21 protein-coding genes are annotated in these 24,974 nt (G+C 69.0%); 4 read left to right on the top strand and 17 right to left on the bottom strand.

Annotated features, from left to right (window positions below):
- Positions 1-12: 12 nt before the first annotated feature.
- The 3 genes from FEI13_RS07120 to ptsP are packed head-to-tail and all read right to left on the bottom strand — an operon-like array spanning position 13 to position 5,641.
- Positions 13-1,761, bottom strand: coding sequence for a PTS fructose-like transporter subunit IIB (locus FEI13_RS07120; protein WP_138180814.1), 1,749 nt, complete (start codon positions 1,759-1,761; stop codon positions 13-15).
- The gene (gene pfkB / locus FEI13_RS07115) at positions 1,758-2,732 is read right to left on the bottom strand and encodes a 1-phosphofructokinase (RefSeq protein ID WP_138180812.1); all 975 of its coding nucleotides are present in this window, start codon (positions 2,730-2,732) and stop codon (positions 1,758-1,760) included. Before pfkB ends, FEI13_RS07120 begins: the two co-directional genes overlap by 4 nt.
- Positions 2,732-5,641, bottom strand: coding sequence for a phosphoenolpyruvate--protein phosphotransferase (gene ptsP, locus FEI13_RS07110; RefSeq protein WP_138180810.1), 2,910 nt, complete (start codon positions 5,639-5,641; stop codon positions 2,732-2,734). Before ptsP ends, pfkB begins: the two co-directional genes overlap by 1 nt.
- Positions 5,642-5,861: 220 nt before the next feature.
- On the opposite strand from ptsP, the gene cra reads away from it, so the two are divergent.
- Positions 5,862-6,869 (top strand): catabolite repressor/activator, encoded by a 1,008-nt coding sequence (gene cra / locus FEI13_RS07105; protein ID WP_138180807.1) that lies wholly within the window; start codon positions 5,862-5,864, stop codon positions 6,867-6,869.
- Between the two features lie 4 nt (positions 6,870-6,873).
- Here cra and FEI13_RS07100 read toward each other — a convergent pair whose 3' ends face one another.
- The 6 genes from FEI13_RS07100 to FEI13_RS07075 form a co-directional block, all read right to left on the bottom strand.
- Entirely contained in the window at positions 6,874-9,024 is a 2,151-nt protein-coding gene (locus FEI13_RS07100; RefSeq protein ID WP_138180805.1) for an ATP-binding protein, read from the bottom strand.
- Positions 9,025-9,047: 23 nt separating this feature from the next.
- Positions 9,048-9,581, bottom strand: a complete 534-nt coding sequence (locus FEI13_RS07095) for a putative pterin-binding protein (protein ID WP_138180803.1) — start codon at positions 9,579-9,581, stop codon at positions 9,048-9,050.
- A gap of 167 nt (positions 9,582-9,748) precedes the next feature.
- Positions 9,749-10,564, bottom strand: a complete 816-nt coding sequence (locus tag FEI13_RS07090; RefSeq protein ID WP_138180801.1) for a DUF2189 domain-containing protein — start codon at positions 10,562-10,564, stop codon at positions 9,749-9,751.
- A 345-nt stretch (positions 10,565-10,909) separates the two neighbouring features.
- Positions 10,910-11,338: a universal stress protein gene (locus tag FEI13_RS07085; RefSeq protein ID WP_138180799.1), complete on the bottom strand. Its 429-nt coding sequence runs from the start codon at positions 11,336-11,338 to the stop codon at positions 10,910-10,912.
- 13 nt (positions 11,339-11,351) lie between these two features.
- Positions 11,352-13,946 carry a TRAP transporter permease gene (locus FEI13_RS07080; RefSeq protein WP_138180797.1) on the bottom strand — a complete coding sequence of 865 codons (2,595 nt, stop codon included), beginning with the start codon at positions 13,944-13,946 and terminating at the stop codon, positions 11,352-11,354.
- Positions 13,947-14,071: 125 nt separating this feature from the next.
- Positions 14,072-15,049, bottom strand: a complete 978-nt coding sequence (locus FEI13_RS07075) for a TAXI family TRAP transporter solute-binding subunit (RefSeq protein WP_138180794.1) — start codon at positions 15,047-15,049, stop codon at positions 14,072-14,074.
- Positions 15,050-15,335: 286 nt separating this feature from the next.
- On the opposite strand from FEI13_RS07075, the gene FEI13_RS07070 reads away from it, so the two are divergent.
- The gene (locus FEI13_RS07070) at positions 15,336-16,160 is read left to right on the top strand and encodes a carbon-nitrogen hydrolase family protein (RefSeq protein WP_158294522.1); all 825 of its coding nucleotides are present in this window, start codon (positions 15,336-15,338) and stop codon (positions 16,158-16,160) included.
- A gap of 30 nt (positions 16,161-16,190) precedes the next feature.
- Positions 16,191-16,718 (top strand): macro domain-containing protein, encoded by a 528-nt coding sequence (locus FEI13_RS07065; protein WP_138180790.1) that lies wholly within the window; start codon positions 16,191-16,193, stop codon positions 16,716-16,718.
- Between the two features lie 49 nt (positions 16,719-16,767).
- Here the strand turns inward: FEI13_RS07065 and FEI13_RS07060 are convergent, their stop codons facing one another.
- From FEI13_RS07060 to FEI13_RS07050, 3 genes are all read right to left on the bottom strand, one after another.
- Positions 16,768-18,063, bottom strand: a complete 1,296-nt coding sequence (locus FEI13_RS07060) for a TRAP transporter large permease (RefSeq protein ID WP_138180788.1) — start codon at positions 18,061-18,063, stop codon at positions 16,768-16,770.
- Positions 18,053-18,529, bottom strand: coding sequence for a TRAP transporter small permease (locus FEI13_RS07055; protein WP_138180786.1), 477 nt, complete (start codon positions 18,527-18,529; stop codon positions 18,053-18,055). Before FEI13_RS07055 ends, FEI13_RS07060 begins: the two co-directional genes overlap by 11 nt.
- Before the next feature lie 107 nt (positions 18,530-18,636).
- Positions 18,637-19,653, bottom strand: coding sequence for a DctP family TRAP transporter solute-binding subunit (locus FEI13_RS07050; protein WP_138180784.1), 1,017 nt, complete (start codon positions 19,651-19,653; stop codon positions 18,637-18,639).
- Positions 19,654-19,857: 204 nt separating this feature from the next.
- Here FEI13_RS07050 and FEI13_RS07045 point away from each other — a divergent pair, with 204 nt between their 5' ends.
- Positions 19,858-20,718: a DMT family transporter gene (locus FEI13_RS07045; RefSeq protein ID WP_138180782.1), complete on the top strand. Its 861-nt coding sequence runs from the start codon at positions 19,858-19,860 to the stop codon at positions 20,716-20,718.
- 16 nt (positions 20,719-20,734) lie between these two features.
- Here the strand turns inward: FEI13_RS07045 and FEI13_RS07040 are convergent, their stop codons facing one another.
- The 5 genes from FEI13_RS07040 to FEI13_RS07020 all read right to left on the bottom strand — a co-directional run bounded on the left by FEI13_RS07040 (position 20,735) and on the right by FEI13_RS07020 (position 24,791).
- Positions 20,735-21,277: a DUF192 domain-containing protein gene (locus tag FEI13_RS07040; protein ID WP_138180780.1), complete on the bottom strand. Its 543-nt coding sequence runs from the start codon at positions 21,275-21,277 to the stop codon at positions 20,735-20,737.
- 10 nt (positions 21,278-21,287) lie between these two features.
- On the bottom strand, positions 21,288-22,493 hold the full coding sequence (locus tag FEI13_RS07035; RefSeq protein ID WP_240036460.1) for an ABC transporter ATP-binding protein: 1,206 nt from the start codon (positions 22,491-22,493) through the stop codon (positions 21,288-21,290).
- On the bottom strand, positions 22,486-23,154 hold the full coding sequence (gene modB / locus FEI13_RS07030) for a molybdate ABC transporter permease subunit (RefSeq protein ID WP_138180776.1): 669 nt from the start codon (positions 23,152-23,154) through the stop codon (positions 22,486-22,488). The genes FEI13_RS07035 and modB overlap by 8 nt, the downstream gene beginning before the upstream one ends.
- The gene (gene modA, locus FEI13_RS07025) at positions 23,154-23,945 is read right to left on the bottom strand and encodes a molybdate ABC transporter substrate-binding protein (protein WP_138180774.1); all 792 of its coding nucleotides are present in this window, start codon (positions 23,943-23,945) and stop codon (positions 23,154-23,156) included. Before modA ends, modB begins: the two co-directional genes overlap by 1 nt.
- 111 nt (positions 23,946-24,056) lie before the next feature.
- Positions 24,057-24,791 (bottom strand): GntR family transcriptional regulator, encoded by a 735-nt coding sequence (locus FEI13_RS07020; protein WP_138180772.1) that lies wholly within the window; start codon positions 24,789-24,791, stop codon positions 24,057-24,059.
- Between the last annotated feature and the right edge of the window lie 183 nt (positions 24,792-24,974).

Genomic DNA, 24,974 nt, shown 5'->3' with positions numbered 1-24,974 from the left:
CCGCCGCGTGGCTCAGGCCCTGGCCTCGACGGCCACGGCCTGGCTGCCGCGCTTGATCGCCGCATAGCCGAGACCGGTGACCAGGGAGCCGATGATGATGGCGGCGAGATACCACAGGACCGGGTTGATGGCGTTGGGGATCAGCAGCACGAAGATGCCGCCATGGGGCGCCATCAGTTTGGCCCCGACCAGCATGGAGAGCGCCCCGGTGATGGCCCCACCCACCATGCACACCGGGATGACCCGCAGCGGGTCCTTGGCGGCGAAGGGAATGGCACCCTCGCTGATGAAGCAGAAGCCCAGCACGAAGGAGGCCTTGCCCGCCTCGCGCTCCGGCTCGGAGAACTTGTGGCGAGCCACGAAGCTGGCGATGCCCATGCCGATGGCCGGCACCATGCCCGCGGCCATGATCGCCGCCATGGGGCCATAGGTCTCGGAGGCCAGCAGCCCCACGCCGAAGGTGTAGGCGGCCTTGTTGACCGGCCCACCCAGGTCGAAGCACATCATGGCGCCGAGCAGGATGCCGAGCAGCACGGCATTGGTGGATCCCATGTTCTCGAGGAAGGTGGTCAGGCCGGCGAGCAGCGCGGCCACCGGCTCACCGACGACGTAGATCATGGTGAGGCCGGTGATCAGGCTGGCGACCAGGGGGATGATCAGGATCGGCTTGAGGGACTCGACGCTCGACGGCAGCTTGACGTAGCGGGTCACGGCCAGCGCCACATAGCCCGCCAGGAAGCCCGCCAGGATGCCGCCGATGAAGCCGGCACCGATCTCCGAGGCCAGCATGCCGCCGATCATCCCCGGGGCGATGCCGGGTCGGTCGGCGATGGAATAGGCGATGTAGCCGGCCAGCAACGGGATCATCAGGGCGAAGGCCGTGCCGCCACCGATCTGCATCAGGGCGGCGGGCAGGGTGCCCTCCTCCTGGAAGGCCTCGATACCGAACACGAAGGAGAGCGCGATCATCAGGCCCCCGGCCACCACCATGGGCAGCATGAAGGAGACCCCGGTGAGCAGATGCTGGTAGACCCCCTTCTCCTTGGCACCCTTCTTCGCCTCGCCGCCAGCAGAGGCACCACTCTGCGTCTCCACTTCAGCCTCTTTCAGGGCCGCCTCGATGGTCGGCTTCGGCTTCTTCAGGGCATTGCCGGTGGACGTGCGATAGACCCGCTTGCCGGCGAAGCGGGCCGCATCGACCTCGATGTCACAGGCCAGGATCACCAGGTCGGCCGCGTCGATCTCCTCCTCGGTGAGCTGATCCTGGGCACCCACCGACCCCTGGGTCTCCACGCGGATCTCGTGGCCCAGCGACCTGCCCGCCTCGGCCAGCGCCTCGGCGGCCATGAAGGTGTGGGCCACGCCGGTCGGACAGGCAGTCACGGCGACGATTCGGCTGCCACCGGATGCCTTTGATGCCACAGCAGGTGCCGCCATGTCAGACGACGGCTGAAACTCGCCGGCCTCGCGGCTGGCGCGCTCGAGGAAGGCACGCGGGTCGGGCAGGGCCTGGTCGATGGCGGCACGGTACAGCCGCTTGCCAGCGAAGCGCTCCGGGGCCGGCACGTGATCGGCGGCGACCACCACCAGGTCGGCCTCGGCGATCTGCTCGGCAGTGACCGACGTGAGCGGCTCGAGCTTGCCGTGCATCTCGACATGAACCTGCCAGCCGAGGCGGCTGGCCGCCTGCTCGAGGCGACGGGCAGCGAGGAAGGTGGTGGCCATGCCGCTGGGGCAGGCGGTGATGATGATGGCGTTCATGCAAGAGCTCCCCCTGCGTCGACGTCGTTGAGACGCCGCACGCGGGTCTGTTGTTGGAGTTGCGGGAAATCCGGGGCACGGGGGTCACCCACGCCCACATGACGGACGGATTCGGCGGACAGCGCCGTGGCCAGGCGCAGCACCTGCTCGGGGGAGTGTCCCGAGAGCACGCCGTGCAGCATGGCGGCGACCAGGGTGTCGCCGGCCCCCACGGTGCTGACGACATCGAGGCGTGGCGGCAGGGCTTGCCAGGCGCCGCGCCGGCTGACCCAGAGCACGCCCTCCGGGCCGGCGGAGATCAGCGCCTCCTCGACCCCGTGGGCATAGAGCCTGAGCGCCGCCCCGAGCCGGGCGTCGGCGCTCGTCAGTGGCGTGCCGGCCCAGGCGGCCAGTTCCTGCTCGTTGGGCTTGACCGCCGAGGGGTGTGCCCCGATAGCCGCCGCCAGGGCCGCGCCGCTGGTGTCGACCCACACCGGCAGATCGGTCGCACGCAGGCGGGCGACCAGGTCGGCGAGGCCCTCGGGGGATACCCCCGGCGGCAGGCTGCCGGCGATCACCACCGCCTCGGGTCGCCGCCGGGGATCGGCGGCACGGGCGTCGAGCCCGTCGAGCAGCCGTTGCCAGACCGCCTCATCGATGGCCGCCCCGGGCCCGTTGATGTCGGTGACCCGGCCGTCGGCCTCGGCGAGCTTGGCGTTGATGCGGGTCTCACCGGGTACCCGGATGAAGGCATCCTCCACCGCCAGGGCCTCGAAGGCGCGCAGGAAGGGGCCGTCGTTATCGACGCCCAGGAAGCCCGAGACACTGACCTCGTGACCAAGCTCGACCAGTACCCGGGCCACGTTGACCCCCTTGCCGGCGGCGGCGAGGTGGGTCTCGCGGGTGCGATTGACCTCGCCCGGCACCAGGCTACCGAGGCTCACCGAGAGGTCCAGGGCGGGGTTGAGGGTGATGGTCAGGATGCGGGCCATCAGCGCACCTCCAGGGCGTCGCGCACCGCTTCGCTGGTGGCCTGCGCCAGGGCCAGCCCGGCCTGGCGGCGGGCCTCATCGAGGTCAACCTCGGCGAGCCGCGCCTTGACCAGGGGCACCTGGCGAGCGCTCACCGACAGCTCGTCGACACCGAGTCCCACCAGTACCGGCACGGCGACGGCGTCACTAGCGAGCTCCCCGCAGACCCCCACCCACTTGCCGTGGGCATGGGCGGCGTCCACCGTCATCTCGATCAGCTTGAGCACCGCCGGGTGCAGGCCATCGGCCTGGGCGGAGAGCTCCGGGTGGCCGCGGTCGATGGCCAGGGTGTACTGGGTCAGGTCATTGGTCCCCACCGAGAAGAAGTCCACCTCGGCGGCCAGGGTCGGCGCCAGCAGGGCACAGGAGGGCACCTCGATCATTACCCCGAGCTGGACGTCGGTGGTCCGCTCGGCCTCGGGAATCTCCTCGAGGAGGCGGTCGAGGATCTGCTTGGCGGCGCGGAACTCGCTGATGTCCTTGACCATCGGCAGCATGATGCGCAGCGGCCTGTCCCTGCCCGTGGCGCCGGCCGCAGGAGCGCCTGCCGCAGGATCGCCGGCCGCCGCCATCAGCATGGCGCGGAACTGGGTCTCGAGCACCTTGGGCTTGGTGAGCGCCAGGCGGATGCCGCGCAGACCGAGGAAGGGATTGTCCTCCTTCGGCACCGGCCAGTAAGGCAGCGGCTTGTCGCCGCCGACGTCCAGGGTGCGCGCCACCAGCGGGCGCCCGTCCAGGGCCTCCAGGGCCTCCCGGTACTCGGCGATCTGGGTATCGAGGTCCGGCTCCTGGGCATGGGCCATGAACAGGAACTCGGTGCGCAGCAGGCCGACGCCCTCGGCGCCGCGTTCCACGGCATCGGCCGCATGGGCGGTGTTACCCAGATTGGCGGCCACCTCGACGCGATGGCCGTCGCGGGTGCGCGCCTGCTGGAAGCGCGCCTCCCAGGCCTCGGCCTCGCGGCGGCGGTGGTCGGCCAGGCGCTGCTCGGCGGCCTCGCGGCGCTCGGCGGAGGGGGCCGGGATGACCCGGCCACGCTCGCCATCGAGGATCAGCTCGCTGCCGTCCTCCAGGGCCAGCACCCGCCTGCCGGCCCCCACCACGGCGGGAATGCCCAGCGCCCGGGCCAGGATCGCGCTGTGGGAGGTGGCCCCGCCGCGGGCGGTGAGCAGCCCGCGCACCCGGGAGGTGTCGAGGCGTGCCACGTCCGAGGGCCCGACATCGTCGGTGACCAGGATATAGGGATGGGCCGGCGGCTCGGGGAGCTCGACCCGGCAGAGGATGCCCAGCACCCGTCGGCCGACGTCGCGCAGGTCGGCGGCGCGCTCGGCGAGCAGCCGATCGGCGAGCATCTCCTGGGCGCGGGCGGCGGTCTCGATGGCGTCCCACCAGGCGGCCTCGGCGGAACTGCCCTCCTGGAGCTGTTCCCGGGCGGCCTCGAGCAGTTCGGGATCCCCCAGCATCTCCTCGTGCATGGAGAGGATCTGTGCCACCTCGCCGCCGCGCGCCTCGCCCACCAGGGCCTCGAGCTGCTCGCTGCCCTCGCGGATCGCCTGCTCCAGGCGACGGGCCTCGACGGCGGGATCCTCGGCGAGCCGGGGATAGTCGAAGTGCGGCGTGCGCAGCACGAAGACCGGCGCGATGGCCAGTCCCGGCGACGCCGCCACGGCCGGGTGGGGACGGTCGGCCGGCAGCGGCTCCGGGGCCGGCTCGTCAACCACCGCCGCCGTCTGCTCACGACTCTCGTCGAAGGGCAGCACCTGCTCGCCGAGCCCCTCGGCCAGGGCCTGGCAGACCGTCTCGAGGGCCGCCTCGGCCCCCTCCCCTTCGGCGGAGAAGACGAGCTGCTGTCCGCGACGCGCGCCCAGATTGATCACCTTAGTCAGGCTGCTGGCGGAAACCGCATCGAAGCCGCCATCGGCCAGGCGCACACGTATCGCCAGGCCCTGGGCGCGCGCCACCTGCACCAGCTGCTTGGCCGGGCGGGCGTGCAAGCCATGAGCATTGAGCACCCGGGCCTGGCGGGTGCGGGCCGCGGCGGATTCGCCGGCCAGCCGTGCCAGCAGCGTCTCGGCATCGAGGCCATGCAGCTCGCGGGCAGCACCGGCGTCCAGCAGGGCGAGGATGCGCTCCATCAGCCCCCGATGCGCATCGCCCTGGGCGGCCAGGCAGAAGACGCCGGTGACCCGCTCGCCCGCCTCCTCCAGGCGCGCATCGGCGGTCGCCAGCGACAGCGCCGGCACCTCGACGCCGCGCTCGCTGCTGACCAGCCAGAGCCCCTGGCCGAGCCCCAGCGGTGCCTGCTCGGCGACGCTGGCCACGAACTCGCTGCCCACGCAGCCGGCCTGGCGCAGGCGCGCCGCCCCGGCCAGCGCCAGCTCCTGGCGGTCTCGGGCCGGGAAGCCCAGGCAGAGGGTATCGGCATCCAGGCGTGCCTCGACCACCGCCCGGGAGAGCAGACCGGCGACCTCGCCGCGAGAGTCGGCGCCGGCCAGGCGCTCGGCGACGCCCTCCCGGTCCAGCACATGGGTCAGCTGGCGCAGGATGTCCAGGTGCTCGTCGCTCTGGGCGGCGATGGTCACCAGCACGTGCACACGGTTACCGTCATGCCACTCGACGCCGGCCGGGAACTGCAACACGCGCACGCCGGTGCGGCGCACGTGCTGGCGGCTCTCGGGGGTGCCGTGGGGAATGGCGATGGCATTGCCCAGGAAGGTCGAGGACTGGGCCTCGCGATCGAACAGGCCGTCGCGGTAATCGCGCTCGACCAGGCCTGCCTCGTGCAGGGCCTCGGTGGCCTGATCCAGCGCCATGCGCCAATCGTCGGCCCGGCGGTCGAGCAGAATATCGTCCTGGCGTAGGGTCAACATGGGGCTCTCCTGTTCGCTCGGGTGACGGACGGTGGTCGCCTCTCGCTCAGCCGCTCGGAGAATCGCTGTATTCGCTGGCTGAATCGTGTCACCTGTGATGTCATTCATGCTGAATCGATTCATACTGGTTGGCAAGGCCGATACGCTACGACTTTGGCAGGGGGGTGCAGGCCAGCGTCCGTGACGTAGCATCACCCCCCACCCGTTACCGAGGACGCTCATGACACTCGCCGAAATCGCTCGCCTGGCCGGGGTCTCCCGCACCACGGCCAGCTATGTCATCAACGACAAGGCCCAGGAGCGGCGCATCAGCCAGGAGACCGTCGACCGGGTGATGGCCGTGGTGCAGCAGCACGGCTACCGGGTCGACGCCCAGGCCGCCGCACTGCGACGGGGGGCAAGCCGCCTGCTGGGACTGATCATCCCCGACCTGGAGAACGTCAGCTATGCGCGCCTGGCCAAGCGACTCGAGCGCGGTGCTCGGGAGGCGGGCTACCGGCTGCTGATCGTCGGCTCCGACGACGACCCGGAGAGCGAGCGCGAGCTGGCCCTGGCGCTTCGCGCCCAGCGTTGCGAGGTGCTGATTACCGCCAGCTGTCTGCCCATGGAGGACCCCTTCTATGCCGAGCTGATGGCGGCCGGGCTGCCGGTGGTGGGCGTGGACCGCGGCCTCGACCCGCGCCACTTCGCCAGCGTGGTCAGCAACGACCGAGAGGCCGCCGAGCGGCTGACCCGCTCGGTGCTGGATGACAGAGTGACGCACATCGCCTGGCTGGATGCGGTCCCGGCCCTGTCGATCAGCCAGGAGCGCCGTGCCGGCTTCCAGCGGGGACTGGCCGACCATCCGCCGCTGGAGGTGATCACCTGCGGCGCCCGGCGTTACGACCGCGTCGAGGGGGCCCGGCTGATGCGCGAGCTGCTCGATGGCCATGGCATGCCCGATGCCCTGGTCACCGCCTCCTACACCCTGCTCGACGGGGTCTTCGACGTGCTGCTGGAAGATGGTGGCCTGCCCCCGGCGCTGCGCCTGGCTACCTTCGGCGACAGCCGCCTGCTGGACTTCCTGCCCCTGCCGGTCAACTCCGCAGTCCAGGACCACGACCGCATCGCCACCCTGACCCTGGCGTGCGCCCTCGCCGCCTCGCAGGGTGACTACCGGCCGGGCCTGCAGGTGGTCGAGCGCCACCTGCGCTGGCGTCTTCCCGGGCGCGTCGCCACACGGGCCTGAAGCATCACTCGCCCGATGTCCAGGCCTCCAGCGCCGTCAGGGTCAGGGCCAGGCAGCGATGCAGGGCACCCAGGGCGAGGGCCACCTCGTCCAGCCGCTCCTGCGCGCCGAGTCGTTCCAGCTGACTGGCGAGGCCGGCGACCCGCACCGCCCCCAGGCTCGAGGACTCCCCCTTGAGCCGATGGGCGAGGTACTCGACCTGGCGGGCGACCCCACCGGAGAGGGCCTGTTCAAGTCCCGCCAGGTGCTCAGCCGCCTGATGCCGGTAGAGGGTGATCAGCGCCGTCAGCCCCTGTCGCCCCAGGCTCTCTTCCAGCGACGACAGCGTCGCCGCCTCGAGCGGCGAATCGGCTGAGGGAGGCGGCTCGCCGCGCGGTAGATGGCGATGCAGCAGCGCCACCAGGGCCTGCTGGAAGAGCGGCTTGGTGAGGTAGCCGTTCATGCCGGCGGCCAGGCAACGCGCCTGATCTCCGCTCGGCCCTCCGGCAGTCATGGCCACGACCGGTAGCTCGGCCGACCAGCCGCCACGGGCGCGCAGCCGTCGCGTCGCCTCTAACCCGTCCATGCCGGGCAGCTGCACGTCCATGAAGATCAGGTCGAAGTGCTCACGAGCCGCCCAGGAGAGCGCCACGTCCGCGGCCTCGGCGACACTGACGCGACAGCCCAAGCGCTCGAGCATGGCCCGGGCCACCTGCTGGTTGACCGGGTCGTCCTCGACCACCAGCAGCCGGGCGCCGGCCAGCCCCCCCTCCGGGGCGGCCGCCGACGCATCGGCCGCGACCTCGCTGGCCGTGGCCTCCGGCAGCGTCAACGCGAAGCAGAAGCGACTGCCCCGGCCCGGCTCGCTCTCGAAGGCGAGCCGTCCGCCCTGCGCCTCGACCAGGCGCTGGCTGATCACAAGCCCGAGCCCGGTGCCGCCGAAACGACGCGCGGTGGAAGGGTCGCCCTGCTGGAAAGGCTCGAACAGCTGACGCTGGCTCTCGGGGGCAATGCCGATCCCGGTATCGACGACCTCGAAGCGCACCGTTCCATCGCTCAGGGCACGCACGCCCAGTCGCACCTCGCCTTGCTCGGTGAACTTGATGGCGTTGGAGAGCAGATTGAGCAGCACCTGACGCAGGCGGCCGGCATCGCCGACGACCCGCACCGGCAGCCGGGGATCAATGTCGCACGCCAGGCGCAGGCCTCGGGCCTGGGCCCGTGGGGCAAACAGCGCCACCGCCCCGTCGACCAGCTCTGCCAGGTCGAAGGGGCGCTCCTCGAACTCCAGGCGCTGGGCCTCGATCTTGGAGAAATCCAGGATATCGTTGATCAGCTCGAGCAGCCGCTGGGCACTGTCATGAATGGTGTCGGCGAAGTGGCGCGCCTTCACGGGCAGCGGCTGATCCTGCAGCAGGTCGCTCATGCCGATCACGCCATTGAGCGGGGTACGGATCTCGTGGCTGACGGTCGCCAGGAACTCCGACTTGGAGCGACTCGACGACTCGGCTCGCTGCGCGGTGACCTCCAGCTCGCGGCTCAAGGTTTCCAGCTCGCGCCGGGCGGCGGCGTTGTCGCGGGACTCGCGAAACAGGAAGACCACCACCAGGGAGGCCGCCAGGCTCATCGCGAGGATCAACAGCAGCAGCACGCCGTAGAGGGTCTGCAGGGCGCGTCGATCACGGGTCGTGGCCTCGGCCAGGTGACCATTGATGGCGATGATCAATCGCTCAGTGACGCCCCCCAGGATCTCCAGCCGTGAGCTCAGCTGGCTCCGGGCACCGGCATCGAGGCTCTCCAGGCGGCGCAGCTGCGCATCCATGGCATCCAGGTGCGACTCGACCTGCTCCACCAGCTCTTCGGCGATGTCGATCCTGGCGAGCAGGCGGGTGATGTCGCCCTCCTTCAGCAGATGGAGGCGGCTGTAGAGCAGCTCCAGGCGGATGCGCAGGGCCAGCAGCGGCCGCTTGGCCGCCGGATCGGGGCGGGCCAGGAAGCTGCGCAGCTCCACGGTGTCCCGGTCGAGCTTGTAGGCGTGCCAGACGGCATTGCCACCCACGCTCTCGGAGAGCGCATGCTGACGCCAGGCGACCAGGCCGACCACCACCAGGGCGGCGGCGAAGAACAGCAGAGCGGCGATGGCGCCCAGCTTCAGACGCAGGGGGTAGTGCAGCATCAGGCCTCCTCGCCCAGAACCTCTCAGGGTACGATGATCCGTTCGACGTGCCAGACCGAGCGAAAACGCACCGCCTCGGTCAAGAGCTCTGGATGCGCATCGAAGGGATAGACGACGAACAGCGGACCGTAGTCGCGGATGCCCAGGGGCTCCCCATCCCGTGACATGGCGAGGATCACGTCGTGGTCGTAGAAGTCGGACCGCGGGGCCTGCGCCTCGAAGTCGTCGAGGGCCCGGATGCGCAGGCAGTCACCGTCGGCCCCGGCGGCTTCGAGCAGGGCCCGGACCAGGGGCCCCTCGAAGCGCCCCTTGTCGCTATGCCAGGGCGTGTGGGTCTCGATGATCCGCGACGGCAGGGCCTTTAGCATGGTGCGATCGAAGTGCGCCTCGCCACCCACATTGGGATGGGCGATATCCCCGCTAAGGGTCAGGATCACCCTGCCGGTGGGCTCGGGCAGGGGCGTCGGCTGGGCATGAGTATGGGCCTGAGCGTGAGGCAGCGCGATCAGCAACCACAGCAGCGGTGCCAGCAGACGAACGATGAATCCGATCGACATGAGCGGGATTCCCGAGACAAGGAAGACCGGTACAGAGTACGTCACTCGGCGCCCGGGGTCAGGATCTGGGCCGCCTAACAGCAAGAGGGGCGCCAAGGCGCCCCTCTTGCCACTGCTGTCTGCCACTGCTGATACCGCTGACACGGCCGCCGTCGGTAGGTGTCGCCTCAGCTTTCCAGCTTCTCGACCGGCTCGATGCGCACCAGGTCCTCATAGGCATGCCAGCTGGCATGGCCCAGTACCGGCAGGATCAGGGCCAGGCCGATATAGAAGGTCATGACCCCGACCAGCACGCAGCCGGTGAGGATGACCGCCCACAGCAGCATCGGGCGGAAGTTCTTGGCCACCGAACGGATGCTGGCCTCGATGCCCTCCATGAAGGTGAGGTCCTGATCCATCAGGGTGGGGATGGCCACCACGCTGATGGTGAAGGCGCCGAAGGCCAGCACGGCGCCGATCGCGGTGCCTACCGCCAGCATGACCAGGCCGTCGGCGGTGGTCAGAAGCGACGTATAGAGCGTCTCGGGGTTGGGCGCCTCGAGGCCGAAAAACAGCGCAAAGAGCAGCGTGGCCAGGCGAATCCAGGCGAGGAAGAAGATCATCATCATCACGCCCATCATCGCCAGCTGACCCGCGTGCCCCTTCCAGCCGCCGAACGCATCACCGAGATTGGGGACGCGCCCGGCCTCGATCGCCCGACTGATGCCGTAAGACCCCACCGCCACCAGCGGCCCGAGGAACATGAAACCGGCAATCAGCGGCAACAGCCAGTGCCAGAGCCCCAGCGTGAAGGCACCGGCGGTGATGGCGATACTCAGCCCCACCCAGAACATCCCATAGGCAAGACTGACCGCGGTGGCCTGGCGAAAATCCTCGAAGCCCGCCGCCAGCCAGGCTCGTGGTTTGTCCATACCCACTGACCGGATGTTGATCCTGACACTGGGCGCAGCAGTCTTGTCCCGCTCTCTGGTTGCCGCATTCATGGTCACACCCCTGTTTCCGCCTTTGGTGTCCCGGTTCCGCCGGGCCGGTTCGGGGTGCCTTCGCCGCGTGGCCGAAAGGCGCCCGTCATCTCTTAATGTCTGATTAATGTAGACGACGTCCGCCGTTAACGCAGAGGGCGCGGGCGCGCGTCCCTCAACGCACAGTGTCCTCAGCACGCGGATCCGCCGAGCGTCATCACCCGCCTGTCGCCGGCGGGAAGGTTCTCCATACGCGAACGCCTCCCCTCCAGGGAGGCGTTCGCAGGGTGCTAGCCTATTGCCATCGGCGACGTCGCCAACGCCATGCCATCGGCCAGGATGGCATCGCGAGTGGCTAGGGCCGATTCAGCGCACGATCATCACCGACACCTTCGAGTGGTGCACGACGTGTTCGGCATTGGGCCCGAGTACGTAGTCGACGAACTTGCGCTTGTTGTGGGAGGCCATGACGATCAGATCGATCTCGAGCTGCTTCGCCGCCTTGATGATCGCTTCCCACGGTGAGCCATCGACGATCACGCTCTGGACGGTGATGTCCTCCGGCACGTGCTCACGGATGAACTCGTGCTGGGCATCGGAGACCGCCTGATGCGCCTTCTCGGCGAAGTCCTTGGGGAAGTAGGAGCCCACCAGCGGCATGCGGTAGTCGGGCAGCACCGTCACCACGTGCAGCGAGGCACCGAAGCTCTGGCACAGCGACAGAGCCGTGGGCAGCGCCTTCTCCCACGACGCCTCCTCGTTGAGATCCACCGGCAACATGATCTTGCTATACATGGTTGCGCCTCCTTCAGGCTTGAGCAAGGGCGGCATCGCGATCACGCCGCCGCCGTTGCAGCATCATGACCAGGCCGAACACCAGGAAGGCGGGAATCCACATCCACTCCTTGGTCCAGCGGTCCACCGGAGCCAGGACCTGGATGATCTCCTGGTCGAAGTCGAAGCCCATGTCGGCGGCCTGGCTGCCGTAGGCAACCATATCGACCACGGCCCTCTCCTCTTCGATGAACAGTTCCAGCCCAAGGTTCTCCAGACGCTCCTCCCCAGTCTCGCCCTCGGGCACCGGCAGCGTCATGTAGGTGGTCATGGGATCGCCATAGGCGTCCAGACCGCTGACCTGCAGACGCAGGGTACTCTCCTCGTCGACGCTACCCAGCGCCTCGACGAACTGCGCCGGTGGCACCGACTGGTAGGGGTCGTGGATCATGTCCATCCAGAAGCCTGGCCGGAACAGCGTGAAGGCCACCAGCAGCAGCAGCACGGACTCGTACCAGCGGCTGCGGGTCACCATGAAACCCTGAGTGGCAGCCGCGAAGATCAACATGGCGATGGTCGATACCACGAAGATCAGGATGCCCTGCAGGAAGGAGACATCGATCAGCAGCAGGTCGGTATTGAAGATGAACAGGAACGGCAGTGCCGCGGTGCGCAGGCTGTAGTAGAAGGCCTGGAAGCCGGTGCGGATGGGGTCACCACCCGATACTGCGGCCGCGGCGAAGGAGGCAAGCCCCACTGGCGGCGTCACGTCCGCCATGATGCCGAAGTAGAACACGAACAGGTGAACCGCGATCAACGGCACCAGCAGACCGTTCTGTGCCCCCAGCTGGACGATGACCGGCGCCAGCAGTGCCGAGACCACGATGTAGTTGGCCGTGGTAGGCAGCCCCATGCCGAGGATCAGGCTGAGCACCGCCGTGAGCAGCAGGATCAGCATCAGGTTACCCATGGAGAGGGTTTCCACCACTTCGGCCAATACCAGCCCCACACCGGTCTGCGATACAGCCCCGACGATGATGCCCGCGGTGGCCGTAGCGATGCCGATGCCGATCATGTTGCGGGCACCAGTCACCAGACCGTTCCACAGATCCATGACGCCCTCGCGCAGGTCCGCGGCCATGTCGCTGCGGTGGCGAAAGACCGAGGTGATGGGACGCTGGGTGAGAATGATGAAGATCATGAACACCGTGGCCCAGAAAGCGGAGAGGCCGGGCGAGAGACGCTCCACCATCAGGCACCAGATCAGCACGATCACCGGCAGGATGTATTGCAGGCCGACCAGCACCGTGGGCTTGGTCTGGGGCAGCGTGTAGATGGGGGTGTCCGGGTCGTCGAGCTCGAGCTCGGGATACCCCGCGGCCAGCTTGAGCAGAGCGACATAAATCGCCGTCAGGGCGACCGCGACCACCCAGGGCGTGGCATCGCCCAGCACCGGCTTGAGCCAGCCCAGGCCGTAGTAGACCCCCAAGGCAGTGACCATCATCAGCAGCAGGCCGCCCAGGAAGCCGATCACCTTGCGCACCAGCGGCTTGGGCGGATTGCTGCTCTCCAACCCCTCGAGGCCGGCCTTGAGGGCCTCGAGGTGGACGATATAGATCAGGGCGATATAGGAGATCAGCGCCGGCAAGAAGGCATGCTTGATCACCTCCACGTAGGAAATGCCCACGTATTCGACCATCAGGAAAGCCGCGGCCCCCATGACCGGCGGCATGATCTGGCCGTTGACCGAGGACGAGACCTCGACCGCCCCGGCCTTCTCGGCTGAGAAGCCGACGCGCTTCATCATCGGCACGGTAAAGGTACCGGTGGTCACCACGTTGGCGATCGAGGAGCCGGATATCAGGCCGGTCATGCCCGAGGCCACCACGGCGGCCTTGGCCGGCCCGCCCTTATAGTGGCCCAGTAGCGAGAAGGCGACCTTGATGAAGTAGTTGCCAGCTCCGGCCTTGTCGAGCAGGGCGCCGAAGAGCACGAACAGGAAGACGAAGCTGGTCGAGACCCCCAGCGCGATGCCAAAGACCCCTTGGGTCGTCAGCCACTGGTGATTGATCAGGCCGAACAGGCTGACCCCACCATGCGAGAGGATACCGGGCATCCAGGGGCCCGCCAGGCTATAGAGAAGAAATACCGACGCCACGATCATCAGCGGCGGCCCGAGGGCTCGGCGGGTAGCCTCGAGCAGCAGCAGGATCCCCGCCACCCCGATGATCACGTCCTGCAGGATGGGGGCGCCGGGACGCTGGGCCAGCTGTTCATAGAACATGAACATGTAGGCGCCGCAGAAGGCCGCGAGCGCCGCCAGCACCCAGTCCTGGAGGGGGATGCGGTCACGCGGCGAACGCTGCAGCGCCGGGTAGGCCATGTAGGCCAGGAAGAGCGCGAATGCCAGATGAATCGATCGGGCCTCGGTGGCATTGAAGACCCCGAAGCCCACCATGAAGGGGATCGGCGAGGCGATCCACAGCTGGAAGAGCGACCACACCGCGGCGATGCTGACCAGCAACTTGCCGGGCATTCCGGCCGGCTTGCGCGCCCCCGAGTCGGTAGAGGCGACCATATCCTCCAGGTCGACCTCATCACCCGGAGACCTCATCTTGTCCTCGGTCATAAGCGAGCCCTGCTCTAAGTTATCGATTGACACTGGTTATCATTCGTCAGAACCAGAGTGCGCGGTCACCTCTCCGGATGACCGCGCACTCCACACCTGAATGAGATGATCTCAGATGCCGGAGATCACTCGATCCAACCCTGCTCGCGATAGTAGCGTGCGGCACCCTCGTGCAGCGGCGCCGATAGACCGGAGCTGACCATCTCCTGCGGGTCGAGGTTCTCGAAGGCAGGGTGCAGACGCTTGAAGCGATCGAAGTTGTCGAAGATCGCCTTGACCGTCTGGTAGACCACTTCGTCATCGGTGTTGCTATCGGTCACGAAGGTGGCCGCCACGCCGAAGGTGGGCACATCGTCCGGGTTGCCCTTGTAGATGCCACCGGGGATGACCGACTTGGAGTAGTAGGGGTGCTCCTCGACGATCTTCTCGATGGCCGGCCCATCCAGCGGGACGAGGCGCGCGTCGACGGTGGTAGTGGCTTCCTGCAGAGAACCGTTGGGGTGACCGACCACATAGACCATGGCGTCGATGTTGTTGTCGGACAGGGCCGCGGCCTGCTCGGCGGCGTCCAGCTGGGAGGCCAGGGAGAAGGTATCCATGGTCCAGCCCTTGGCGTCCATGACCACTTCCATGGTGTTGCGCTGGCCGGAGCCCGGGTTGCCGATGTTGACGCGCTTGCCTTCCAGGTCGTCGAGGCCTTCGATGCCAGCATCGGCACGGGCCAGCATGGTCAGCGGCTCGCCGTGGACGCGGAAGACGGCGCGCAGCTCTTCGTAGGCATCCCCCTCGAAGTTGCCGGTGCCGTTGTAGGCCTGATACTGGACGTCGGACTGCACCACGCCCATGTCCAGCTCGCCGGACTTGATGCCGTTGACATTGGCCACCGACCCGCCGGTGGAGGGGGCGTTGCACTTGATGTTGGCGTCTTCCAGACGGTTCACCAGGCGGCAGACGGACTGGCCGACGACGTAGTAGACGCCGGTCTGGCCACCGGTACCGATGGTGATGAACTTCTCGTCCTGGGCCATAGCCGGCGATGCGAACATCGCGGCTCCCAGCAGCGCGCCGGAAAAGGCAGCGGCAGAGAAAGCATGACGTTTCATTAACACACCTCTTGTGTTGTGCAAACGGATTCCGTAGTAGCGGTCCCGATCCTGGACCGCCGACGGCCTGAGCCGCTCCCTCCTACTTTAGCGAAAAAAGCGGTCGTATGATGAGGCCTTTTTGCTTATGAAGGAGTCTAGACCCAGCATAGATGACGCGAGCGTTAATTTTCCGCGGCGCTGTCCACGTAAAGGCAACCAGGCGGCCGCGGAAATAGACTGCAGAGATAGGCGCAAGAGCCGCGGCCTGGATCACACGCCTCCAGGCATCGACACAGGAGACACCATGCAGATACTCGCCGGCCAGATCAGCATTCCGACGACTCGCCGTCGCGCCGACCAGCTCACCCACCTGCGCCGGCTGGCGGATCGCATACGCGGGGCCTGTGACGATGGCGTGCCGGATCTCATCGTGCTGCCGGAGCTCGCCGCCCAGGAATACAGCGACGACGCCTTCGACTGCCTGGAGGCGCTGGACGACGATCTCGGCGGCCCGGTGGTCGAAGCCTTCGCCGAGCTGGCTCGAGAACTCGGCACCTCCATCGCCTTCGGCATGGCGCGCCGCGCGACCGGCTGCCGCCATATCAGCCAGGTGCTGGTCGGCCCCGACGGCCGCCTGACCGGCGTCTACGACAAGCTCCACTGCGCCCAGTTCGGGGCCTCGGGCGAGGCAGCCCACTTCTCGCCCGGCGAGCACCTGCTGGTCACCGAGATCGCCGGCTGGCGGATCGGCGTGGTCATCTGCTACGACCTGCGCTTCCCGGCACTGGCGCGGCGCCTCGCCGCCGAAGGTGTCGAACTGATCCTGCACCCGGTGGCCTTCACCCGCGACTTCAGCTTCGCCAGCTGGCACGCCTTCGTCACCACCCGCGCCATGGAGAATCAGCTTTACTGGCTGAGCCTGAATCGCGCCGGCGCCGAGTGGGGCCGGTCGCTGTTCTGCCCGCCGCTGGTCGACGACGATCACCCCGCCTACGCCTTCGGCAGCGGCGAGGAGTGGCATCGGCTGACCCTGGACAAGGCGGCGCTCCGCGAGGCACGCCGGCGCCTGCCGCTCGGCACGGACCGTCGGGCCGACCTTGATGCCCTGCCGCTCTGGACGCCAGACTGAGGGGAGGCCAGGCCACCAAGGAGTCGCGTCATGACCGAGCTCATCGAATGCGTCCAGGGCGATATCGCCCGCCAAGCCGATATCGATACCGTGGTCAATGCCGCCAACGCCCAGCTGAGAAGCGGCGGCGGTGTGGCGGGCGCCCTGCACCGGGCCGCAGGTCCCGGGCTCGTCGAGGCGTGCCGGCCGCTGGCGCCGATCCGCCCCGGCCAGGCGGTGGTCACCGAGGCCTTCGAGCTGCCCAACCGTCACGTGATCCACTGCCTGGGGCCGGTCTACGGTGTCGACGAGCCCGCCGACGAGCTGCTCGCGGCCTGCTACCGCAACGCCCTGGAGCTGGCAGAGCGCCACGGCATCCGCTCGATCGCCTTCCCGGCCCTCTCCGCCGGGGCCTTCGGCTACCCGCCGGCCGAGGCAGCGCGCATCGCGATCTCGACGGTTCTCACCACCCTGCCCCGTTGCCCCGGCATCGAGCGCGTTCGCTTCGTGCTCTTCGATGCCACCAGCCAGGACCTGCATCGGCGCACCCTGGCCACCCTGCAGGGCGACCGGGCCTAAGCGAGACGATGCCGCCTGCCCATCGCGGGCAGCAGGAGAACCGCCGGCCTCAGACGTTGTAGCCCAACACCCCGGGCAGCCACAGGGCGATGGCGGGGAACAGCGCCACCAGCGCCAGGGCGGCCGCCATGGCCACCACGAACAGCAGCGCCCAGCCCACGGTCTGCTCCAGGCGAATCTTCGCCACCTCGGTGGTCACCATCAGGTTCACCGCCACCGGCGGGGTGAACTGGCCGATGGCGATGTTCATCGCCAGCAGGATGCCGAACCACACCGGGTTCCAGTCGAAATGCTGCATCACCGGGATCAGGATCGGCATCATGATCAGGTAGATCGAGATGGCATCGAGCAGCATGCCCGCCAGCAATACCGCCAGCATGATCAGTACCAGCAGCAGCGTGCCGTTGTCGGTGAGCCCGACGATCCACTCTGCCAGATGACGGAAGGTGCCGAGCATGGTACCGGCCCAGGCGAAGATGCCGGCCAGGGCGATGATCAGCAGCACCACGCCAGAAATCACCGCCGCCTCGCCGAGCAGCTCCCAGAGATCCCGCCAGCGCATCTCCCGAGTCAGCAGGAGGCCGACCAGGGCACCGTAGGTCACCGCCACCACGGCCGCCTCGGTGGGCGTGAAGAGCCCGCTGCGCAACCCGCCGAGAATGATCACCGGGGCGAACAACGCCGGCAGTGCCTGCCGGAAGCTCTCGCCCAGCGCTGGTCGCTCGACCCCGCCCGGCGCCTCCCAGCGATGACGCCGGGAGAGCAGGAGCGCCGGCACCAGCAGCGCCGCCCCGGCCAGCAGCCCGGGGAACAGGCCGGCGGCGAACAGCGCCCGCAGGTCGACCCCCGGCACCACGATGGAGTAGAGGATCAGCGCCACCGAGGGGGGAATCAGGATCGCCGTGGAGGCCGAGGCGGCGATCAGCGTGGCCGAGAAGGGCTTGGGGTAGCCGGCCTTGGTCATGCTCGGCAGCATCACCATGGCCACTGCCGCGGCGTCGGCGGGGCCCGAGCCGCTCATCCCGCCCATGATCATGCAGACCAGCACCGCCACCACGGCCAGGCCGCCGTGGCGCGGGCCGATCAGCGCCTGGGCGAAGCGCACCAGCCGCGCCGCCACCCCGGCCCGCTCGAAGATCAGGCCGGTGAGGATGAACAGCGGGATGGCGATCAGCGGATACTTGGCCACGCCGTTGTAGGTGTTGGTACCGAGCGTGGCCAGCATGGCGGGCGAGAGCCCGGCCAGGATACCGACGGCGCCGCCCAGGCCCAGCGCGAAAGCCACCGGGACCCCACTGATCAGCAGTCCCGCGAAGGCCAGCAGCATCCACAGGTCAGGACTCATCCTCGAGCCTCCCACGCAGGCGATCCAGGGTCTGCTGCCCCTGACGCAGCAGCATCAGCCCTGAGAGCAGCGGCAGCCAGGCCAGGTACCACCATTGCGGCAGGCCGAGGCCCGGCGAGAGCGAGCCCCACTGGATCTCCTGCCAGGTCATCCTGGCGCCGTACCAGGTGATCAGCCCCAGCACGGCCAGCCCGCAGGCCCCCTGGAAGAGGATCAGGGCCCGGCGCGGCGCCCACGGCAGGGCCTGCTCCAGCATGGCGATGCGGAGATGGCCATTGCGGCGCAGCGCCACCGAGGCGCCAGCGAAGGTCAGCACCACCAGCAGGAACACCGAGAACTCCTCGGTAAAGGCGAAGGAGCCGCCGGTGAGGTAGCGCACCACCACGTTGGCCAAGCTGATCAGGCTGATGATCAGGATCGCCAGGGTCGCCAGCAGGCGTTCGAGTCTTGCGTCGGGACGTTTCATGGGCGTCGGGTGTCCGAGGCGTGGAGACGAGATCGGCCCCGCACGGGGCCGATAGTGAGAGTCCGATAATGAGGAGCCGCTGAGCGGCCGAGGGCAGGCGCCGGAGATCAGTCCGGCTGCATATCGGAACGAGCTGCCTCGACGATCGCCTCGCCGATGCGCGGCCCCCACTCGTCGTGGACCGCCTCGGTGGCCTCGACAAAGGCCTGGTGCTGGGCCTCGTCGAGCTCGGTGACCGTGACGCCGCGCTCCTGGATCGCCGCCAGCCGCGCCGGCTCCTCCTCGCGGGTCATGGCGATCTCCCAGGCACCGGCTTCCTCGGCGGCATCACGCAGGAGGGTGCGCTCCTGCTCGCTGAGCGACTCCCACACCTGGCGGTTCACCGCAAACACCAGCGGATCGTTCATGTAGTTCCAGAGGGTCAGGTGCTCCTGCCCTACCTGGTCGATGCGCGCCACGTCGAACACCGACAGCGGATTCTCCTGGCCGTCCACTGCGCCGGTGGTCAGCGCCGGCTTGGCGTCGGCCCAGCTCATCTGGGTGGGGTTGGCGCCCAGCGCCGTGAAGGTATCCTGGAACAGCGGCGAGCCCACCACGCGGATCTTCAGACCCTCGAGGTCGGCCGGCTCGTCGATGGGACCCTGGGAGTTGGAGAGCTGGCGAAAGCCGTTCTCGCCCCAGGCCAGCGGCACTACGCCCCGCGACGCGATGGCCTCGAAGATCCGTTCGCCGGCCGCGCCGCCGGTCACGGCATCGACCGCCTCCACGTCGGGCATGAAGAAGGGCAGCGAGAAGAGGTTGAGCTCCGGCACCTGGGGCGACCAGTTGATGGTCGAGCCGACGGCCGCGTCGATCAAGCCCGAGCGCATGGCCGAGAACTCGCGGGTCTGGTCGCCGTTGACCAGCTGAGAGTTCGGGTAGACCCGCAGGGTCAGGTCGCCGTCGGAACGCTCGGCCACCAAGTCGGCCCACTTCTCAGCGGCCTGTCCCCAGGGGAAGGCGTCGGAGAGCACGGTGGAGACGGAGAGCTCGCGGGCCTGAACGGACGAGGAGAGGGAAGCGCTGACGAGCAGCACGCCGGCCAGGGCGGCGGCCACTCTGCGTGCGGGGCGTGATGAAGGCATGGCGTGTCCTTGCGGTGTTGAGCGCGGGGGACCCATCGACGGCTTCCCCGGCATCGTTGTTGTCAGGGCGTCATCGACGCCGCGAGCCTCAAGATGCCCTGTCATCCGATGGTCATGCAAGACACGTCTGCCACCCGCCCTGTCCCCACCTTCAACGGGGTTGCTATGCTGTGACGCTTTTCCCTGCCCCCTCGAGGAGATACCTTGCCGCTTCGTGACCTGGCCCTGGGCTTCGCCGTCATCGCCATCTGGGCGCTGAACATCATCGTCATCAAGCTGGGGGTAGCCGAGCTTCCCCCCTTGCTGCTGACCACGCTGCGCTTCGCCCTGGTGGCGATGCTGCTGGTGCCGTTCCACCCGGTGGCCCGCCACCAGTTGCCCTTCCTGGCGTTGCTCTCGGTGACCTTCGGTTCGCTGCACTTCGCGCTGCTGTTCATCGGGCTCGGTCAGGCCGAGGCGGGTACCGGTGCCCTGCTGGTGCAGATGGGTACGCCCTTCGCGACCCTGCTCGCCGTGGTGTTCCTCAAGGAGCGCCTGGGGCCGCGTCGAGTGGTCGGCCTGGCGCTCTCCTTCGCCGGGGTCGCGGTCCTGGCCGGTGGCCCCACCCTGCCGTCTCCCCTGCCCACCGCCCTGCTGCTGGCCAGCGCCCTGGGCTGGGCCATCTCGCAGCTGCTGATCAAGCAGGGCCCCAGCGTCTCGCCCATGGCGCTGGCCGGCTGGGTGGCGCTGTTCGCCACCCCCCAGGTGGCCCTGGGTTCCTGGTGGTTCGAGCAGGGCCAGTGGCAGGCCCTGGGCGCAGCCGGATGGGCCGGCTGGGGCGCGGTGCTCTACACCGCGGTGATGTCCTCCATCGTGGCCTACGGCCTCTGGTACGGGCTATTGCGCCGCCACCCGGTGAGCCGGGTCACCCCGCTGACGCTGTTGATGCCGGTGGGGGCGGTGCTGCTGGGGGCCTGGCTGCTGGGCGAAAACCTGGGCATCAACAAGCTGGCCGGGGGCGGCCTGGTGCTGGCGGGACTGGCACTGATCACGCTGCACCTTGGCCCGCGCCGCGCGGCACCTTGATCAAGAAGTGGCCTGATCAGGGCGCCGACGGCTCGGCGGCCTGGCTCGCGCAGAGCCCGCCGCCACCCGGCCAGCTGACGCAGTCTCCGGCCGTCACCCCCAGCGCCTCGAAGGCGCCGGCGTTGACCTCCAGGGCCGCGCGATAGGACACGCCCGGGCGGGTCACCGGGCAGTCGCCGGGGGCCTCGGCGGTGCAGGGCGTCATGGAGTGGATCTCGGCGATGCGCCCGGCCTCGTCGATGAAGGCGATATCCAGCGGGATCCGCGTGCGATACATCCAGAAGCCGTTGCGCGAGGACTGGGGATGGCGATAGAGAAAGAGCATGCCGGCCCCCGCGTCGAGGTGGTCGCGCTCCATCAGGCCGCGGCTGCGCTCGCGGATGCTGCGTGACACCTCCACCTGCAGGCGTTGCGGCCCCTGGGCGCCATGGATGACCAGCGGCATGGTCGCCCGGGCCTCGGCCTCATCGGGCACGGCGGCAATCAGCGGGCGCGGCAGCAGGCCGGCCGCGGGCAATAGGGCCAGGCCCAGCAGCAGCTGGCGACGGGTCGCATTCATGGGGGTCTCCTCAGCGGGCGGAAAGATCGTCAGGGTGGATATCGCCCGGCGCCAGTTCGACGGGGTCGATGGCGTCAGGCCAGGCATCGGCCTCGGGCATCAGGTGGATCCCGGCGGCGAGCAGCGAGACACCGACCCGTTCGCCCTGAGCCAGGCCGTTACGGCGCGCCGCATGAGTGGGCAGCTCGAAGCGCAGGGTATCGTCGCAGTGATCGAAGGCCAGCGCCACGAAGCTGATGCCCCCAAGTACCGCCATCTCCACCACCCGACCCTCGACGGGATTCTCGCGTTCCCCCCGTGAGGGGCGGCCGCGGCGGTGCAGCACCACGTCCGACGGCGGCAGGTACCAGCAGACCCGCTGCCCCGGCGACAGCCGCTCGAGATCGCTCGCCACCTCCAGCCGCCAGGGCCCCCACTGCAGCCGGCGCCCCGCCGCGTCATCCGCCACGCGGCCCACGAAGACATTGTGGCGATCGAGCAGCCGCGCCACCGCCGGGCTCGCGGGTCGGCGGAAGAGCTCCGCGGCCGGCGCCTGCTGAAGGCTGCGCCCGGCATGCAGCACGCAGAGCCGATCGGCCAGGGCGGCGGCCTCATCCAGGTCGTGGGTGACCAGCACGATGGGAATGCGAATCTCCTCACGCAGCAGCGCCAGCTCACGCTGCAGGCGGCGCCGGGTGACCTGATCCACCGCCGAGAAGGGCTCGTCGAGCAGCAGTGCCCGCGGATTGCGCGCGAGTGCCCGGGCCAGGGCGACGCGCTGACGCTGACCGCCGGAAAGCGCCGCGGGATGGCGGTCGGCGAGCCCGTCGAGACGCACCCGGGCGAGCCACTGCTCGGCGGCAAGGCGCCGCTCGGCGGAGGGAAGATGGTCGAGCGCGACCATGACGTTGCCCCGTGCCGTCAGATGCGGGAAGAGCGCATAGTCCTGGAACACCAGCCCCACCCGGCGCTGCTGGGGGCGCAACGAATGCCCCGCCGCGGCATCGAACCACGTCTCCCCGGCACAGCGAATGACGCCGCCCGCCGGCCGGTAGAGCCCGGCGATGGAACGCAGCAGGGTGGTCTTGCCACTGCCCGAGGGGCCGACCAGGGCCAGCAGCTCCCCGGCCTCGCAGTGGAAGTCGGCGGCCAGCGGAATCGGCCCGGGCTGATGCAGGCTGACCGCCAGCCGCTCGCCGTTCGCTCCTGGCCAGGAGGTGCGATTCGACTCAGCCACGGCGCCACCTGCGTCGCCCGGCGAGCCCATAGACCACGCCGATGGTCAGGAAGGAGACCAGCAGCAGCATGGCCGACATGACCGCGGCTCCGGACTCGTCGAAGGCCTGGACCCGATCATAGATGGCGATGGCCAGCGTGCGGGTCTCGCCGTCGATAGCGCCGCCAACCATCAGGATCACCCCGAACTCGCCGAGGGTATGGGCGAAGGTCAGTGCCAGGGCCGAGACCAGCCCCGGCCACACCAGCGGCAACTCGATGCGCCACAGCGTCTGGGCCGGCGAGAGGCCGCTGCACCAGGCCGCCTCACGCAGGTTGGGGGGAATCGTCTCGAAGGCGCGCTGGATCGGCTGGACGGCGAAGGGCAGGTTGGCGACCAGCGAGGCGAGCAGGATGCCGGTGAAGGTGAAGTTGAGCCCGCCGCCGGTCAGCGATTGCCAGAAGGCGCCGAACGGCGCCTGCACCCCGAAGGCCTGCATCAGGTAGAAGCCCAGCACCGTGGGCGGCATCACCAGCGGCAGCGCCACCAACGCCTCGGCGAGGGCGCGGCCGCGAAAGTGCGACAGCGCCAGGGCGCGTCCCAGCCAGAGCCCCACCGGCAGCAGCAGCAGGCAGGTCAGCCCCGCCAGGCGCAGCGAGACCGAGAGCGCCGTCCAGTCCATCAGCGCGCGTCCGGCGCCTGGAAGCCGAAGCGCGCGAGGATCTCGCGTGCCTCCCTGCCCTGCAGCCAGGCGTAAAGCGCGCGGGCCGACTCGCTCGCGCCGGGCATCAGCGCCATGCGCTGGCGCAGCGGCGTGTGTCGGTCGGCGGGGATCAGCACGTGCTCGGCACGCTCGGCCAGCGTCGGGGCCAGGGCCAGCGAGTAGGCCACCAGGCCACCCCGGGCCTCGTCGGCCAAGGCGAAACGGGCCGCCTGGGAGACGTTCTCGCCCATCACGCGAAGCGGCGCCGACGCCTCCCACAGCCCGGCCTGTTCGAGCGCCTGGCGCGCGGCGATGCCGTAGGGGGCGTGCTCCGGGTTGGCCAGCGCCACCCGCGGGCGCCCCTCCCCCGCCCGGTGCGCGGCGATGGCCGCCTCGACGGCGGAGAGCGCGTCCTCCTCGCTCGGCAGCGCGCCGCGCCCGGCAGACTGGATCCAGGCCAGTCGACCGACCGCATAGACCCTGCCGGCATCCTCGGTGAAGCCCGCCTCGTGCAGGGCCAGCACGCTCTGTTCGTCCGCCGAGAGGAACAGCTCGAAGGGCGCGCCCTGGGCGATCTGGCGACGAAAGGTACCCGAGGCGCCGTAGTTGATACGCACTGGCGCGCCGCCCTGGGCACGAAAGCGCTCGACCAGCGTGGGGAAGGCGAACTGCAGGGAGGAGGCGACGGCCACGGTGGCCTGGCCGGCGAACGTCGGTGAGGCGATCGCCAGCAGCCAGGCGGCCAGGGCGAGGCGAAACAGTGCGGTCATGAAGGGATCCCGAACCCGAGTCAACGAGCCCGCATTGTCGGCCAGCTCCGCGGAGGGAACAAGGCGGGCGACGCTGGGGCGCCAACCGCTTTGATGCGCATCAAGGACGGGTCAGGCCTCGAGTTCGCCGGCCTGGCCGAGGATGGCCATCAAATCGATGCGAGTCTCCCGAGCACTCAGGTCGAGCAGCCCCTCGAGGCTCTCCAGGTGCGCCAGGATGGCACCCCGGGCCGCCTCGCCCTCGCCCTGCCGGAGGGCGGCCAGCAGCGAGGGGTGATCCCCCTCCAGGTAGCAGGAGCCGAGGTTCGCCCGCTTGTAGAGGGCGATCACGATGGAGGTGCGCAGGATCAGGTCGGTGAGCATCGCGCCCAGCACGCGATTCGGCGACTGGTCGGCCAGCAGGTGGTGGATGGCCAGGGAGTGCTCGATGCGGGCCGGCTCGTCGCCGCGCCCGTGGGCCTCGATCTCGCGCTCGACTTCCTGCTCGAGACGCGTCGCCGAGGCGGCGTCGAGGCCGCCGGCCAACAGCGCGGCCACCTCGCCCTCGACCAGGCGCCGGGCGGCGAAGGTCTCGCGGGTCTCCTCGATGCTCGGCGCGCGGACCCGCGCCACCTGGTTGGGGCGCTGGTCCACCACGTGCTCGGAAGCGAGCCGGGTGAGGGCCTTGCGCACCACCGACCGGCTGACCCCGAAGACCTCGCCGAGGGTCACCTCCGGCAGTCGCGTGCCCGGCGGCAGGCGCTGCATCAGCACGGCGCGACGCACCTGATCGACGATATCCCGGTCGCTGATGCGACGCCCGGCCCTGACCTCCGCCAGCACCTCCTCCTGCCACTCCTCGTGCATGATCATTCCTCTAGGTTGTTTGCCGACAGCTTCTCATCCCGTCACCGGAATGGCCACAGCAGACAGACCTATCGTATACAAGAATCACGCATCGGTCTGGTGTTCCGTCTCCACGTCGAGGATCTTCAGGGTGTTGGTGCCGCCGTGGGCGTTCATGTGATCGCCTCGGGTGAGGATCACGTG

It is taken from the genome of Halomonas urmiana, assembly GCF_005780185.1.
Classification (GTDB): domain Bacteria; phylum Pseudomonadota; class Gammaproteobacteria; order Pseudomonadales; family Halomonadaceae; genus Halomonas; species Halomonas urmiana.
Note: the sequence above shows the minus strand (reverse complement) of the source record. Positions and strands in the feature narration are given on the sequence as shown.